Here is a 13,719-nt window from a genome sequence, read left to right on the forward strand (position 1 = left end):
CCACGTTACTTGGCCACCGCCGCCGATTGCTGTTCGCGAATCCGCTCGAGGTCGCCGTTGGCCGAGCGGGTGTCGACCGTGACCGTCACCGACAGACCGGGCACGAGCAGGCGGCGCGCGGCCGGTGTCGCCTGAATTGCGACGCGGACGGGCACGCGCTGGGTGATCTTGGTGAAGTTGCCGGTCGCGTTCTGCGGCGGCAGGATCGAGAATTGCGCGCCGGTGCCCGGCGACAGGCTTTCGATCCGGCCGCGCAACTCGACGCCGTCGAGCGCGTCGACCTCGATCCGCACCGGCTGGCCCGGGCGCATCAGTGCGAGCTGCGTTTCCTTGAAATTGGCGGTGACGTAGAGCGCGTTCAGCGGCACGATCGACATCAGGCGACTGCCGGCCTGCGCGTACTGGCCGGGGGTCACGGTGCGGTCGCCGATCCGGCCGGCGACGGCGGCGGTGAGCAGGGTCGCATCCTCGTCGACCGAGGCGGCGGTGCGCTGGGCGCGGGCGGCCTGTTGCTGCGCTGTCCCTTGCGCGATCTGGCTGCGGACCGAGGCGACGCGGCGTTGCTGGATGACCAGTGCCGCCGCCTGCGCGCGGACCTGATCGGCGGACTGGCGCGCGGCGAGTTCGAGCGTGGCGAGTTGCTGGCGCGTCTCCGCGCCGCTTTCAGCGAGCGGGCGGTAGCGGGCGACCTCGGCGGCGTCGTGCGCCGCCTTGGCGCGCGCGGAGGCAAGTTGCGCCTGCGCCTGCGCGATCGCGGCGGATTGTTCGTTCAGTTGCGCGCGGGCGGCATCGGCCTGTGCGGTGGCGACCGCGATCTGCGCGTCGGCCTGCGCCGCCTGCGCGTCGATCGTGCGGCGGTCGATGCGCACCAGCGGCTGGCCGGCGGCGACGTCCTGATTCTCGCGCACCAGCACCTGCGCGACATAGCCCGAGACGCGCGGCGACACCGTGACCATGTCCGCCTCGATCCGGGCGTCGTCGGTGCTTTCCATGAAGCGGCCGACGTTCTGGTAGTTCAGGAACCACGCGATCCCGCCGACGATCGCGACGAGCAGCAGGACCAGCAGGATCGCCTTTGCCCGGCCGCTCAACCGCCTCGACGGCGGCGGGGTTTCGTCGGGAACGATGGGGTCGGCGGTCTGGTCGGTCATGGGCGGCGGTCCGGGCGTGACGGCCGGCGCGGCCGTCATCGATGATGCGGCGCAACATAAGCGGACATCATGTCCGGTTCAAGCACGATCGGCGGAAACGCGAACGGCCCGGTTGCCGTGGGGCAACCGGGCCGTCAGGGTCGGTTCTGAAAGCAAAGGCCGGTCGGTATTCCCCTCCCGATCGTCACCCCGGACTTATTCCGGGGTCCACCACGCCGCAAGCGTTGCCGCTGGTGCCTTGCACCGCACCGATCGCCGCACCGTGGACTCCGGAACAAGTCCGGGGTGACGACGGGGAGTGGTTCGTCGGGGCAGGAAACCCCGATCGGCCCCGGATCAGCGCTTGAACGGATCGATGAAGCCGCCGATCGTCGGCTGTTCGCCGCTGGCGGCCAGTTCGGCGTCGCGTGCCGCTTGCGTCCGTTCGTTGCGGAGCTGTTCGATCAGCGCCTCGCGGTCGCCTTCCAGCCGGGTGTCGGTCGGGGCTTCGATGCCGGCGGCCTTCGCCGCCTTGCCCACCAGCGCGTCGAGTTCGCGCTGCGAACACAGGCCCAGCGTCACCGGGTCCTTCGGCGTGATGTTGGCGATGTTCCAGTGGGTGCGATCGCGCAGCGCGGCGATGGTGGTGCGGGTGGTGCCGATCAGCTTGCCGATCGCGCCATCGGTGATCTCCGGGTGGTTGCGGATGATCCATGCGATGCCGTCGGGCTTGTCCTGCCGCTTGCTGACCGGCGTGTAGCGCGGCCCCTTGGTGCGGCGGACCTGATCGGGGCCCTTCATCATGACGAGGCGATAGTCGGGGTTCTTCTGTCCCTTCTCGATCTCGTCCATCGTCAGTTCGTGCGCGCGGACCGGATCGCGCCCGGTCAGCTTGGTCGCGGCGGTATCGTCGGCGATCGCCTGAACCTCGAGGACGTGCAGGCCGCAGAAATCGGCGATCTGCGGAAAGGACAGCGCGGTATTGTCGACGAGCCAGGAAGCGGTCGCATGCGGCATCAGCGGCTGGGCCACGACGGGTCTCCGAAATAGAAAGGGCCGCCCAATCCGGGCGGCCACACTGGGTACGGACTTAGTGGCAAGGATACGAAAGGGCAAGCGCCGTGCCGCGCGGGGGGCCGGACGGTCAGTCGGCGTCGCCCACCACCAGCACGATCTTGCCGACATGATCGCCCGCTTCCATCCGGCGATGCGCGTCGGCGGCCTGCGCGATCGGGAAGGTGCGGTCGATCACCGGGCGCAGCCGGCCGCCGGCGATATGCGGCCAGACCGAGCGCGACAGTTCGTCGGCGACCATTTCCTTGAACGCCGCGTCGCGCGCGCGCAGCGTCGATCCGGTCAGCGTCAGGCGGCGGCGCATGACATCCCACAGCGGCACGGTGGCGACCGCCCCGCCCTGCACCGCGATCGAGACGTGACGACCGTCCTCGGCCAGACATTTCAGGTTGCGCGGCACATAGTCGCCGCCGACCATGTCGAGCACCACCGCGACACCCCTGCCGCCGGTGATCTGCCCCACCCGCTCGACGAAATCCTCGGTGCGATAGTTGATCGCATGGGCGGCCCCCAGGTCGAGCGCCGCCGTTGCCTTCGCATCCGATCCGACCGTGACGATGACGGTGAGGCCGAACACCTTGCCGAGCAGGATCGCCATCGTGCCGATGCCGCTGGTGCCGCCATGGACCAGCACCGTATCGCCCTCCGCCGCGAAGCCGCGGTCGAACAGGTTGGTCCAGACGGTGAAGAGTGTTTCGGGGAGGGCCGCCGCCTCGACCAGCGACAGCCCGTCGGGCACCGGCAGGCATTGCCCGGCGGACACCGCGACGTATTCAGCATAGCCGCCGCCGGCGAGCAGCGCGCAGACCGGCTGGCCGAGCAGCTCGCGCGCCACCCCGTCGCCGAGCGCGGCGACATGCCCCGCGACCTCGAGTCCCGGGATCGACGGCGCGCCGGGCGGGGGCGGATAGCCGCCGGTGCGCTGCAACACGTCGGGACGGTTGACCCCGGCGGCGGCGACGCGGATCAGCACCTCGCCCGCGCGTGGCACCGGCACCGGCCGGTCGACCAGCGTCAGCACCTCCGGCCCGCCGGCTTCCGCCGGATCGATCGCACGCATCGTCGCTGGTACGTTCATGACGCCGCCCCCTTATGGCCTCGCGTTATTGACATCCCGCAAGACAGGGTCAACGTTGCATTGCAATGGAACCCGACGATTTTCTTAACCATGATCGCGCCAATACGTTGGCGATGCTGGTGCGCGAGGATCTCGACCCGCTGTCGATCGACGAACTGACCGCGCGCATCAGGGCGCTGGAACAGGAGATCGGGCGCTGCCGGGCGCGAATCGAACGCGCCCGCGATCATCGCTCCAGCGCCGACGCGCTGTTCCGTTCGTGACCGGTTGCCGCCCCCTCCCGCCGGCATGGCTTGATGCGGGGGGGCGGCATACCGACATTGGGGAAGACCCGGGAAACCGGGACGCAGGGCCGGCGCGTTCCCGCCGGTCGACCGGAGTGACCTGAATGCCATCCTTCGCTTCCGCACTGGAAACCACGCTGCACAAGGCGCTCGAGGCCGCATCCTCGCGCCGTCACGAATATGCGACGCTCGAACACCTCCTCTACGCGCTGATCGACGACAAGGACGCTGCCAAGGTCATGGCCGGCTGCGGCGTCGAGCTTGACGAGTTGAAGGCGACCGTCGCCCATTATCTCGACACCGAACTCGACACGTTCAAACTGGACGCCGCGACCGATCCATCGCCGACCAGCAGCTTCCAGCGCGTGGTGCAGCGCGCGATCCTGCACGTCCAGTCGTCGGGCCGCGACGAAGTGACCGGGGCCAACGTGCTGGTCGCGATGTTCAGCGAGCGCGAGACCTATGCCGTGTATTTCCTGCAACAGCAGGACATGAGCCGGCTGGATGCGGTCAGCTTCATCAGCCACGGCGTTGGCAAGGGCGGCACCACCGCATCGGAAACACCAGCCCCCAAGGGCGCCGAGGAAAAGGAAACCCAGAAGACGGGCGACAAGGGCAAGGGCGAAAGCGCGCTCAAGCAGTTCTGCGTCGATCTGAACGAGAAGGCGAAGACCGGCAAGGTCGATCCCCTAATCGGTCGGTCGGCGGAGGTCGATCGCACGGTGCAGATCCTGTGCCGCCGGTCCAAGAACAACCCGCTCTATGTGGGGGACCCCGGCGTGGGCAAGACCGCGATCGCCGAGGGCCTCGCGCGCAAGATCGTCGAGGGCGACGTGCCCGAGGTGCTGTTGCCCGCCGTCATCTATTCGCTCGACATGGGCGCGCTGCTCGCCGGCACCCGCTATCGCGGCGATTTCGAGGAGCGGCTCAAGCAGGTCGTGACCGAGCTTGAGAAGCTGCCGCATGCGGTGCTGTTCATCGACGAGATCCACACCGTCATCGGCGCGGGCGCGACCAGCGGCGGGGCGATGGATGCGTCGAACCTGTTGAAGCCCGCATTGTCGGGCGGGCAGATCCGCTGCATCGGCTCGACCACCTACAAGGAGTTCCGCAACCACTTCGAGAAGGATCGCGCGCTGCTGCGCCGGTTCCAGAAGATCGACGTGAACGAACCGTCGGTCGAGGATACGATCAAGATCCTCACCGGCCTGCGCTCGGCGTTCGAGGAACATCACAAGGTCAAGTACACCCCCGATTCGATCAAGTCGGCGGTGGAATTGTCGGCGCGCTACATCAACGACCGCAAGCTGCCCGACAAGGCGATCGACGTGATCGACGAAGTGGGCGCGATGCAGATGCTGGTGCCCGCGCCCAAGCGGAAGAAGACGATCACGTCGAAGGAGATCGAACAGGTCATCGCGACGATGGCGCGCATCCCGCCCAAGACCGTGTCGACCGACGATACCCGCGTGCTCGCCAACCTCGACGTCGATCTCAAGCGCGTGGTGTTCGGGCAGGACGCGGCGATCAAGGCGCTGTCGTCGGCGATCAAGCTGAGCCGTGCCGGCCTGCGCGATCCCGACAAGCCGATCGGCAATTATCTGTTCACCGGCCCGACCGGGGTCGGCAAGACCGAGGTCGCGCGGCAGTTGGCCGAGATCATGGGCATTCCGCTCCAGCGGTTCGACATGTCCGAATATATGGAGCGCCATTCGATCAGCCGGCTGATCGGTGCCCCGCCGGGCTATGTCGGCTACGATCAGGGCGGATTGCTGACCGATGCGATCGACCAGCAGCCGCATTGCGTGCTGTTGCTCGACGAGATCGAGAAGGCGCATCCCGACCTGTTCAACATCCTGTTGCAGGTGATGGACAACGGCAAGCTGACCGATCACCACGGCAAGACCGTCGATTTCCGCAACGTTATCCTCATCATGACGACCAATGCCGGCGCGTCGGACATGGCCAAGGAATCGATCGGTTTCGGTCAGATCGACCGCGAGGACGTGCAGGAAGAGGCGGTGAAGAAGCTGTTCACCCCCGAATTCCGCAACCGGCTCGATGCGATCGTGCCGTTCGGTTATCTGCCGCCGGAAGTCGTGGCGCGGGTGGTGGACAAGTTCGTCCTCCAGCTCGAACTGCAATTGTCGGATCGCGGCGTCCATATCCAGCTCGACGAGGACGCCAAGAGCTGGCTGACCGAGAAGGGCTATGACAAGCTGTACGGCGCGCGGCCGATGGGCCGGTTGATCCAGGACAAGATCAAGCAGCCGCTGGCCGAGGAACTGCTGTTCGGCAAGCTGGTCCATGGCGGCGAGGTCAAGGTCCGGTTGAAGGACAATGCGCTTGCCTTCGAGATGGTGCCCGCCGCGCCGAAGAAGCCGCGCAAGGGCGGCAAGGCGAAGGTGACGACCGGGGCATGACCGCCCGCCGCCACGCCGGGACCACCGGCGTGGCGGCGACGCCACTCATTTGATCCGGTCGGCGCGCTCGGTCGATCCGTCGGTCCGTTCGACCTCCATGGCAACGATCTGGCCATTGGCCTCGACGAAGCGGAAACGGGTCGTGGGGTCGGTTTCGGGCACCACGCTGTCCGCCGCGACCGCCACCAGCGGGAATGCCGCGCGGCCAATGCGGGCGGAGGTCAGCCCGTTTCCGGCCACCGCGACCACCCGGTTGCCATAGCGTCCCGCATAATCCGCCAACGGCCGCGCCAGCCGCACCGGATTGGCACTCGCGCGGTAGAAGGCGACGAGGCGCTCGTACTCGCGGCGTTCGTCCGCCGGCGCACGGGCGGCGATGGCGGTCATCGCCGCGACCTTCGCCGCCGCCAGCGCTTGATCCGGCGGCGTGACGATCGCCGGCGTCACGCCGACCCTTTCCCAATTCTTGCCCGTCTTGAGGCTGATCGCCCGGCCGGTCGATACGCTCAGCACATAGCTTTTGCCGATGGGCACCATGTCGTTGCGGAACCCCGCGCCGGCGGTGCGTTCGCCCACCAGCGTGCCGAAGCCCAGCGCCGAGACATGCGTCGCGAACTCCTCGGCCGCCGATGCGGTCTGGCCGCTGGTCAGCACATAGAGCGGCTTGCCTCCAAGGCTGAACGGCGCTGCAGGCGCGGTGGTCGCCTCGCCCGGCTTGCCGCGCATCTCGAACCGCATCAACGGCGTGCCGGGGGGGACGAAATAGCTGGCGATCGCCGCCACCGCCTCGGGCGAGCCGCCGCCGTTGCGCCGCAGGTCGATGATATACGCATCGCCCCCTTGCAGGAACCGCATCGCCCCGGCGATCGCCGCTTCCGCTTCGGGCGTTCCCCAGATGAACCCGTCATAGGCGACCATGCGGATATTGCCGGGCAGTATCTCCATCGCGCGAACGCCGGCATTCAGGCGGAGGATCATCCGCGCGACGCCGGGCGGCAGCGGGGCATCCTCGTCATCCCCGGCAGGCGGCCGGCTGGCTAGCATCGCCGCCGTCCTGGGATCGAAGCGCAGCGACAGATGCTTGTCCGGCGTGACCCGCGCCATGTCGGCGTTGATGCGATCGGCCAGCGCCTCGCCCTGCAACCCGCGATAGCGATCGGGCGAGGCCAGCGCCGCGCCCAGCTTCGTCGCCACGTCGGGCAGGACATAGCGTTCGACAAGGGCGGCCCGCGTCGCGGCGACGACCGTGACCGGATCGTCCTGCGCCCGCGCCGGCGCGACCGACAGGGCGATGACGGCGATCGGTGACAATATGGCGGTAATTCCGTGACGCATTCGAACCCCTTCGCGTGACAATCGGCCATCTTATGCGCTGGCGATCCCGCGCTATTTCGGCAAATATCGCGGTGTCATCGCCGAAGTCCGGCGTCCGGGGGGAAGGACATTGACGGGAATACGCGATCTGGACGCCCATGATCGCGCGCTGTTGCACTGGCTGCAACGCGACGCGCTGCGCACGGCGGAGGATCTGGCACGCGACGTGGCGCTGTCGCCATCGGCGATCACCCGCCGGGTGCGGCGGATGCGCGAGGACGGGACGATCGTCGCCGACATCGCGATCGTGTCCGACCGGGTCGGGGCGTTCCTGTCGGCGCTGGTGGAGTTGCAACTCGATCGTCATGCCCTGCCCCATGTCGAGGGGCTGCTGCGGCGGCTGGATGCCGACCCGCGGGTGCAGGCGATCATGGAGGTGACGGGAGAGCATGACCTGACGCTGATGGTCGTGGTCGCGGACATGGCGGCCTATAACCGCTTTGCCGATACGATGCTGGCGAACGATCCGACGATCCGCCGCTATGAAACCCGCTTCATCAAGAAACGGCGCAAATGGTCGGCGGCCCGGCCGATGGACTGACCGGCGGCGGCGTCGATGCGCCGCCGCCGGTGTCGATTACTGGAGGACGACCGTCACCGCGCGGCGGTTCTGCGCCCATGCGCCCTCGTCGGAACCCAGCGCCAGCGGGCGTTCCTTGCCATAGCTGATCGTGGTGATCCGCGACGACGCGATGCCGCGCGCCGCAAGATAGCTGGCCGCCGCATTGGCGCGACGATCGCCGAGCGCGAGGTTGTATTCGCGGGTGCCGCGTTCGTCGCAATGCCCCTCGATCGTCACGCGGACGTTCGGGTAGCGCTGCAACCACTGCGTCTGGCTGTCGAGGACCGCGCGTGCCGAGGAATCGATGTCATACTGGTCAAGGCCGAAGTTGATCGTGTCGCTGGCGACCGATTGCTGGAAATCGGCGCGCGATCCGGGCACCACCGCGCCGGTGCCGGTGCCGCTTCCAGTGCCGCCGGTGCCGCCGTTGGGATCCACCGTCTGGCCGGGGCCGGGCGGCAGGACCGCCGGGCGCTTCTTGGCACAGCCGGCCACCGCCAGCAGGCCGGTGGCGACGATCAATGCGGTCGAGAACTTCTTCATGGGGTCACTCCCTGGTCGTTACGCATCCACCACAATGCCCTGTAGCGGAAAACAGCCCTGTTAGCGAATGTTACGGCCGGATCGGTCCCCAGCTCGGGTCCGATCCGTCGAGCGCGGTCGGGATACGGCGGATGTTCGAGCCGGTGAGGTCGACCGACCACACCTCCGTCCGGCCCGACCCCTGCGCCGATCGGAAGAAGGTGAGCACGCGGCCGTTGGGCGACCAGCTCGGCCCCTCGTCGCCCCATGCGTCGCTGAGCAGCTTCTCGCCCGACCCCGAAGGCGACATGATGCCGATGCGGAACGATCCGCCGCCCTGCCGGGTGAAGGCGATCAGGTCGCCGCGCGGGCTCCATACCGGGGTGCCGTAGCGCCCGCCGCCGAAGCTGATCCGCTGCTGGTTCGATCCGTCGGCGTTCATCACATAGAGCTGCTGCCCGCCCGAGCGGTCGCTTTCGAACACGATGCGGCTGCCGTCGGGCGAATAGCTTCCCCCCGTGTCGATGCCGGGCGAGTTGGTCAGCCGTTGCGGGGAACCCCCGGCCGAGGGGACGCGGTAGACATCGGTATTGCCCGCCTGCGCCATCGAGAACAGGACGTAGCGGCCATCGGGCGAGAAACGCGGCGCGAAGGTGAGCGAGGTGTTCTGCACCAGCAACCGCTGCTTGCCGCTGCCCAGATCATAGATGTAGATCGCCGGCCGTTCGTTGACATAGCTCATGTAGACGATCGACTGCTGGTTCGGCGCGAAACGCGGCGTCAGCACGATCGACTGGCCGTTGGTGAGGAAGCGGTGGTTGGCCCCGTCCTGATCCATGATCGCCAGCCGCTTGATCCGGCGACCCTTCGGCCCCGTCTCCGACACATAGACGATGCGGCTGTCGAAATACGGCCCCTCGCCCGACAGGCGGGTATAGACCGCATCGGCGCATTTGTGCGCGGCGCGCCGCCATTCGGACGGGGCGACGTTGAACCCCTGCCGCGTCAGCTCGGTGCGCGCGAACACGTCGTAGAGATAACAGCCGATCGTCAGCGTGCCGTTCGCTTCGGCGCGGACATAGCCCTGCACCAGCGCCTGCGCCCCGCTCCATGCGGCATAGTCGGGCGACTGGACCTGTCCCATCGCGACCGGCGGCAGGCCGGCGGGGCCGGCGGGCTTGAACAGCCCCGAGTTGCGCAGGTCGGTCGCGACGATCTCGGCCAGTTGCCGGCCGAGCGCATCGGTCGATCCGGCGGGGGTCGAGGCGGCCTGCGGCGTCGGCATCACCGGCACGGCGATGGGCAGCGGTTCGGAAATGCCGCCCTCGATGTCCACCTCGACCTGCGCATAGGCGGGGGCGGCCATCCCGGTCGCGAGCGTGGCGGCCAGCGCCATCGTGAGTTTACGCATACATCCCTCCGGTCAGCCGGGCAGCTTGTAGTTGATGGTGATGAATTTCCAGCCGCCTTCGTACAGGTCGGCCGGCAGTTCATAGGGCGCGCATTGAATGAACGCCGCGACCGCGAGTTCACCGACACGCTGCGCATAGCGTTCGTTTTCGGAGTCGACACCGGTCTGACCCCGGATCGTCGGCTTCGCCGCGAGCGTCCCGTCGGGGCGCATCTGCAACACGACCTTGGACGTGATCTGGTTCGCGCCCGGTCCGGGACTGGGAACACGGTTCGCGCAGGGTTGCACCTGTCGCCGGATCGCGCTGCCGAGGTTCGCGACGTCCTGCGCCCCCACGGCGGCGGCGCGCGGGGCCTGCGCCTTGCCCGGTGTCGGGGTGTCGGCGATGCCCTTCAGGAAGTCGTTGCCCAGCCGGCTGCCGCGCGGGCGCTGCGCGGTTGCCTGCGCATTGGTCCCCTGCCCCTTGGTCGCGGCGGGCTTGGCCGCCGGCCGGGCGGGCGCGGCGGCGGGTTTGGCCGGCGCTGCCTTGGGAGCGGCCTTGGGCGCGGCTTTCGGCTGCGCGGCCTTGGGCTGTGCCGCCGGACGCGCCGGCGTCGGGCGCGGCGGGGTTCTGGCCGGCGCGGGCTTGGGTTCGGGCGCGGGTGCCGGTTTTGGCGCGGGCCGGGGCACCGGTTTCGGGACCGGCCTGGGTGCCGGGGCGGGTTTTGGCGCCGGTTTGGGTTCCGGCTTCGGTTCAGGACGCGGAGCCGGTTGCGGACGCGGCGCGGGTACGGGCGGTGCCGGGACCGGCGGCGCGGGTTCTGCCTCGGGCGCGGGTTCCGGTTCGCTTGCCGCTTCGGGGGGCGCGGCATCCTCGGGCGGACCGGTGTCGGGGGCCTCGCTGACCGCCGGCGCTTCGTTCGGGTTGGGCGAGGTCTGCTCGGCGGCGACCTCTTCCGAGAAGCTGACGTCCATCGGCGGGGATTCGAGCTTCAGCGGGTTAGGCGTGGCAAGGAAGCCGACCGACAACAGCCCGAACAGGACGGCATGCCCCGCAACCGCAACGCCAAGTCCGATCTTCTCCGCCTTCTGCATCGCGCTATTGCGCCACGCTGATGAGCGACACGCGGTTGAGGCCAGCGCGGTTCAGTTCGCCCAGCACCCGGTTGACCCGGCCATAGTCGAGGCTGCGGTCGGCGCGCAGCATCACCTGCCGCGGCTCGGTGGCACCGGCCCCCGCCGCCGCAATCTTCTCCAGCTCGCCCGGCAGATTATCGCCCGAGATTTCGACGTCGTCGAGGAAGGTGCGCCCCTCGGCATCCATCGACAGCGTCAGCGGTTCCTGTTCGGGCGTCACCGCCTTGGCGCGGCTGTCGGGCAGGTTCACCGGCACGCCGCTGGTCATCAGCGGTGCCGTCACCATGAAGATGATGAGCAGCACCAGCATGACGTCGACCAATGGCGTCACGTTGATCTCCGCCATCGGCGCGCGGCGGCCCTTGCCCTTGGCGGACGGCAGGTTGATCCCCACGCCTCAGACGCCTTCGAGCTGGCGCGACAGCGTCGCGTGGAACGCATCGGCGAAGCGGTTGAGGCGCGATTCGATGCGGTTCACGCTATGGCTGAACCGGTTGTAGGCGATGACGGCGGGGATCGCCGCGAACAGCCCGATCGCGGTCGCGAACAGCGCCTCGGCGATACCCGGCGCGACGACCGCGAGCGAGGTATTCTGTTCGGACGCGATCGAGGTGAATGAGCGCATGATGCCCCACACCGTCCCGAACAGGCCGACGAACGGCGCCACCGACCCGATCGTCGCCAGCACGTTCAGCCGGTCGGCCAGCGTCTCGCTCTCGTCCGCCACGCTCGACGCCATGGCGGTGGCGAGGCGTTCGCGCGTGCCGTCGCGGTCGATCGCCTTGGCGGCGGTCGACCGGCGCCATTCGCGCACCCCCGACGAGAACACACGGGCGATCGCGGTATCGCGCGATCCCTGCAGCCGGTGAAAGGCATCGATGTCCTCGGCGCGTTCGAACTCGCCCTCGAACCGGTCGATGTCACGGCGGACCTTGCGGGCGCGCACCAGGAAGCCGACGATGATCGCCCACGTCCAGACGCTGGCCGCGAGCAGGCCGATCATCACGGATTTCACCACCCAGTCGGCCTGGAGGAAGAGCGCGACCGGCGACATGGTCGCGGCATCGGTATTCACGAAAACGTCCATCATGCCCCTTTTCCGGTTTCGGCCAGCCGCGCGAACACATCGATCCACGCCGCCGGTTGCCGCCGTGGTCGCCCGTTGCCGCCAACGAACGCCACCTCGACCCGCGCCGATGCCAACAACACATCGTCGCGGATGACTGTCTGCTGAATATCCACCGCCGCCGCGCGCACCCGGGCGACCGTGCTGACCACGACCAGCGCGTCGTTGAGCCGGGCGGGCGCCCGCCAGTCGAGCTGCATCGATCGCACGGCGTAATGGCCCTCGCCCGCTTCCTGCGCCGCGCGCTGGTCAACGCCGGCCACCATCAGCATGTCGCTGCGCGCGCGTTCGAAATAGCGCAGGTAATTCGCGTGATAGACGACGCCCGACAGGTCGGTATCCTCGAAATAGATCCGCAGCGGGAAGCGGTGCGTGGTCCCGACGAAGCGGCCACCGGTCGGCTGGTCGGGGGCGGTCATGGGCGTGGTCTTACCCCCCGCAGGCGCATGGGGAAAGGGGGAGCGCACCGGACATGCCGCCAAACACCCCGCCGGTATCGAAATATTAACCGACCCATGATTGGCTGACGCCATGGCTCCCAGCGTTCATCAGTTCGACGATCCGGCCTATACCATCCGCCTGACCCCGGAACGGCGGTTGCTTGAGATCAGTTTTCGCGGATTCTGGGACGATGCGATCTATGACCGGTTCGACCGCAAGGTGCGCGCGCTGCTGCCGGGAATGCCATTGGTCGGCGTACCGATCGGGTCGCAGGTAACGTTGCTCGACCTGACCGGCTATCCGGTGCAGAATCGACCGATGCTCGAACGGCTGGCGGTGGTCGGCAACGACACCGATCTGGTCGGGCACCGTGTCGCGACGCTGCTGGCCAGCGCGCTGCTGCGGCAACAGGCACGGCGGACGGTGCCGGGGCACACGCTGTTCAGCGACCGGGGCGAGGCGATGGCGTGGCTGCTAGGCGAGGCCGCGCCCGCCTGAGCGGATCAGCCGGCCGCCGGGTCGGTGACGACGCTGACCTTCCGGAACCCGGCGGACTGGACGAGATGCAGGATGCCGCCCGCGACCCGCCGGGGCAGCGCGACCATGCCGGCGACGTCGAGGACGACCGGGCGGCCCTTGTCGGGAATGGCGGTCAGCGCGACCCCCAGCGCGTCCTGATCGTCGGGCAGGACGAACGTCTCCGCCGCGATCGTGACCCGCACGCTCGCGTCCCCGGCCATGGCGACGCCGATCCGCAGCGGGACCGCGGTCGCGACCGGGGCGACGATCAACCCGCGCGCCGTCGACGACAGCCATGTCTTTTTCATGCCCCGCCCCTTCATTCGAACAACCCGTCCTGCACGCCCGCCGGCGGCTCGAAGCCGAGATGCTTCCACCCGCCGGCATTCAGGCAGCGCCCGCGCGCGGTGCGGGCGATCATGCCGATCTGGATCAGATAGGGTTCGATCACTTCCTCGATCGTGTCGCGCGGTTCGGACAGGCCCGCCGCCAGCGTCTCCACGCCGACCGGGCCACCGCGATAGACATCGGCGATCATCGTCAGATAGCGGCGGTCCATCGCGTCCAGCCCCTTGGCATCGACCTCCAGCCGGTTGAGCGCCGCGTCCGCCGTGCGCGCATCGACGACATCGACGCCCGCGACATTGGCGAAGTCGCGT

At 68.4% G+C, this 13,719-nt stretch carries 16 protein-coding genes; 4 read left to right on the plus strand and 12 right to left on the minus strand.

Going from position 1 to position 13,719, the window contains the following annotated elements; genetic code table 11:
• Positions 1-5 precede the first annotated feature (5 nt).
• The 3 genes from ASE78_RS03425 to ASE78_RS03435 form a co-directional block, all read right to left on the minus strand.
• A complete protein-coding gene (locus tag ASE78_RS03425) occupies positions 6-1,151 on the minus strand; it encodes an HlyD family secretion protein (RefSeq protein WP_056493429.1) in 1,146 nt (381 codons plus the stop codon).
• Positions 1,152-1,487: 336 nt separating this feature from the next.
• On the minus strand, positions 1,488-2,147 hold the full coding sequence (locus ASE78_RS03430; protein ID WP_055757125.1) for a DUF1013 domain-containing protein: 660 nt from the start codon (positions 2,145-2,147) through the stop codon (positions 1,488-1,490).
• Between the two features lie 127 nt (positions 2,148-2,274).
• Complete coding sequence (locus ASE78_RS03435) at positions 2,275-3,282, minus strand: NAD(P)H-quinone oxidoreductase (RefSeq protein ID WP_414886714.1); 1,008 nt, start codon at positions 3,280-3,282, stop codon at positions 2,275-2,277.
• Between the two features lie 65 nt (positions 3,283-3,347).
• On the opposite strand from ASE78_RS03435, the gene ASE78_RS03440 reads away from it, so the two are divergent.
• Positions 3,348-3,545 (plus strand): DUF1192 domain-containing protein, encoded by a 198-nt coding sequence (locus ASE78_RS03440; RefSeq protein ID WP_055755300.1) that lies wholly within the window; start codon positions 3,348-3,350, stop codon positions 3,543-3,545.
• A 125-nt stretch (positions 3,546-3,670) separates the two neighbouring features.
• Positions 3,671-5,989, plus strand: coding sequence for an ATP-dependent Clp protease ATP-binding subunit ClpA (gene clpA / locus ASE78_RS03445; protein WP_056493239.1), 2,319 nt, complete (start codon positions 3,671-3,673; stop codon positions 5,987-5,989).
• Between the two features lie 45 nt (positions 5,990-6,034).
• On the opposite strand, the gene ASE78_RS03450 is transcribed toward clpA, so the two are convergent.
• A complete protein-coding gene (locus ASE78_RS03450) occupies positions 6,035-7,324 on the minus strand; it encodes a S41 family peptidase (protein ID WP_082466981.1) in 1,290 nt (429 codons plus the stop codon).
• A 109-nt stretch (positions 7,325-7,433) separates the two neighbouring features.
• On the opposite strand from ASE78_RS03450, the gene ASE78_RS03455 reads away from it, so the two are divergent.
• The gene (locus ASE78_RS03455; RefSeq protein ID WP_055755297.1) at positions 7,434-7,904 is read left to right on the plus strand and encodes an Lrp/AsnC family transcriptional regulator; all 471 of its coding nucleotides are present in this window, start codon (positions 7,434-7,436) and stop codon (positions 7,902-7,904) included.
• Between the two features lie 36 nt (positions 7,905-7,940).
• On the opposite strand, the gene pal is transcribed toward ASE78_RS03455, so the two are convergent.
• From pal to ASE78_RS03485, 6 genes are all read right to left on the minus strand, one after another.
• Positions 7,941-8,468: a peptidoglycan-associated lipoprotein Pal gene (pal, locus tag ASE78_RS03460; RefSeq protein ID WP_056493247.1), complete on the minus strand. Its 528-nt coding sequence runs from the start codon at positions 8,466-8,468 to the stop codon at positions 7,941-7,943.
• A 70-nt stretch (positions 8,469-8,538) separates the two neighbouring features.
• Positions 8,539-9,843, minus strand: a complete 1,305-nt coding sequence (gene tolB / locus ASE78_RS03465) for a Tol-Pal system beta propeller repeat protein TolB (protein ID WP_056493434.1) — start codon at positions 9,841-9,843, stop codon at positions 8,539-8,541.
• A 27-nt stretch (positions 9,844-9,870) separates the two neighbouring features.
• Complete coding sequence (locus ASE78_RS03470) at positions 9,871-10,932, minus strand: hypothetical protein (RefSeq protein ID WP_056493250.1); 1,062 nt, start codon at positions 10,930-10,932, stop codon at positions 9,871-9,873.
• Between the two features lie 4 nt (positions 10,933-10,936).
• Positions 10,937-11,368 (minus strand): ExbD/TolR family protein, encoded by a 432-nt coding sequence (locus ASE78_RS03475; RefSeq protein WP_056493253.1) that lies wholly within the window; start codon positions 11,366-11,368, stop codon positions 10,937-10,939.
• 3 nt (positions 11,369-11,371) lie between these two features.
• Positions 11,372-12,061, minus strand: coding sequence for a protein TolQ (tolQ, locus tag ASE78_RS03480; protein ID WP_414886716.1), 690 nt, complete (start codon positions 12,059-12,061; stop codon positions 11,372-11,374).
• Positions 12,061-12,519 carry a YbgC/FadM family acyl-CoA thioesterase gene (locus tag ASE78_RS03485; RefSeq protein ID WP_056493259.1) on the minus strand — a complete coding sequence of 153 codons (459 nt, stop codon included), beginning with the start codon at positions 12,517-12,519 and terminating at the stop codon, positions 12,061-12,063. Before ASE78_RS03485 ends, tolQ begins: the two co-directional genes overlap by 1 nt.
• Positions 12,520-12,631: 112 nt before the next feature.
• Here ASE78_RS03485 and ASE78_RS03490 point away from each other — a divergent pair, with 112 nt between their 5' ends.
• Positions 12,632-13,039 (plus strand): hypothetical protein, encoded by a 408-nt coding sequence (locus tag ASE78_RS03490; RefSeq protein WP_055755290.1) that lies wholly within the window; start codon positions 12,632-12,634, stop codon positions 13,037-13,039.
• A 5-nt stretch (positions 13,040-13,044) separates the two neighbouring features.
• On the opposite strand, the gene ASE78_RS03495 is transcribed toward ASE78_RS03490, so the two are convergent.
• Both ASE78_RS03495 and ASE78_RS19355 read right to left on the minus strand, forming a co-directional pair.
• Positions 13,045-13,368: a hypothetical protein gene (locus ASE78_RS03495; RefSeq protein WP_056493262.1), complete on the minus strand. Its 324-nt coding sequence runs from the start codon at positions 13,366-13,368 to the stop codon at positions 13,045-13,047.
• Between the two features lie 11 nt (positions 13,369-13,379).
• Positions 13,380-13,719 (minus strand): Holliday junction DNA helicase RuvB C-terminal domain-containing protein (locus tag ASE78_RS19355; RefSeq protein ID WP_321163077.1); only part of this gene is annotated, 340 nt, incomplete at its 5' end.

The sequence above is a fragment of the Sphingomonas sp. Leaf25 genome (assembly GCF_001421635.1).
Lineage (GTDB): Bacteria > Pseudomonadota > Alphaproteobacteria > Sphingomonadales > Sphingomonadaceae > Sphingomonas.

Excerpts from the sequence above, each read along its gene's own strand:
- ASE78_RS03425 (WP_056493429.1), bottom strand. The coding sequence starts at position 1,151 with ATGACCGACCAGACCGCCGACCCCATCGTTCCCGACGAAACCCCGCCG.
- ASE78_RS03430 (WP_055757125.1), bottom strand. The coding sequence starts at position 2,147 with ATGCCGCATGCGACCGCTTCCTGGCTCGTCGACAATACCGCGCTGTCC.
- ASE78_RS03435 (WP_414886714.1), bottom strand. The coding sequence starts at position 3,282 with ATGAACGTACCAGCGACGATGCGTGCGATCGATCCGGCGGAAGCCGGC.
- ASE78_RS03440 (WP_055755300.1), top strand. The coding sequence starts at position 3,348 with ATGGAACCCGACGATTTTCTTAACCATGATCGCGCCAATACGTTGGCG.
- clpA (WP_056493239.1), top strand. The coding sequence starts at position 3,671 with ATGCCATCCTTCGCTTCCGCACTGGAAACCACGCTGCACAAGGCGCTC.
- ASE78_RS03450 (WP_082466981.1), bottom strand. The coding sequence starts at position 7,324 with ATGCGTCACGGAATTACCGCCATATTGTCACCGATCGCCGTCATCGCC.
- pal (WP_056493247.1), bottom strand. The coding sequence starts at position 8,468 with ATGAAGAAGTTCTCGACCGCATTGATCGTCGCCACCGGCCTGCTGGCG.
- tolB (WP_056493434.1), bottom strand. The coding sequence starts at position 9,843 with ATGGCGCTGGCCGCCACGCTCGCGACCGGGATGGCCGCCCCCGCCTAT.
- ASE78_RS03470 (WP_056493250.1), bottom strand. The coding sequence starts at position 10,932 with ATGCAGAAGGCGGAGAAGATCGGACTTGGCGTTGCGGTTGCGGGGCAT.
- tolQ (WP_414886716.1), bottom strand. The coding sequence starts at position 12,061 with ATGGACGTTTTCGTGAATACCGATGCCGCGACCATGTCGCCGGTCGCG.
- ASE78_RS03485 (WP_056493259.1), bottom strand. The coding sequence starts at position 12,519 with ATGACCGCCCCCGACCAGCCGACCGGTGGCCGCTTCGTCGGGACCACG.
- ASE78_RS03490 (WP_055755290.1), top strand. The coding sequence starts at position 12,632 with ATGGCTCCCAGCGTTCATCAGTTCGACGATCCGGCCTATACCATCCGC.
- ASE78_RS03495 (WP_056493262.1), bottom strand. The coding sequence starts at position 13,368 with ATGAAAAAGACATGGCTGTCGTCGACGGCGCGCGGGTTGATCGTCGCC.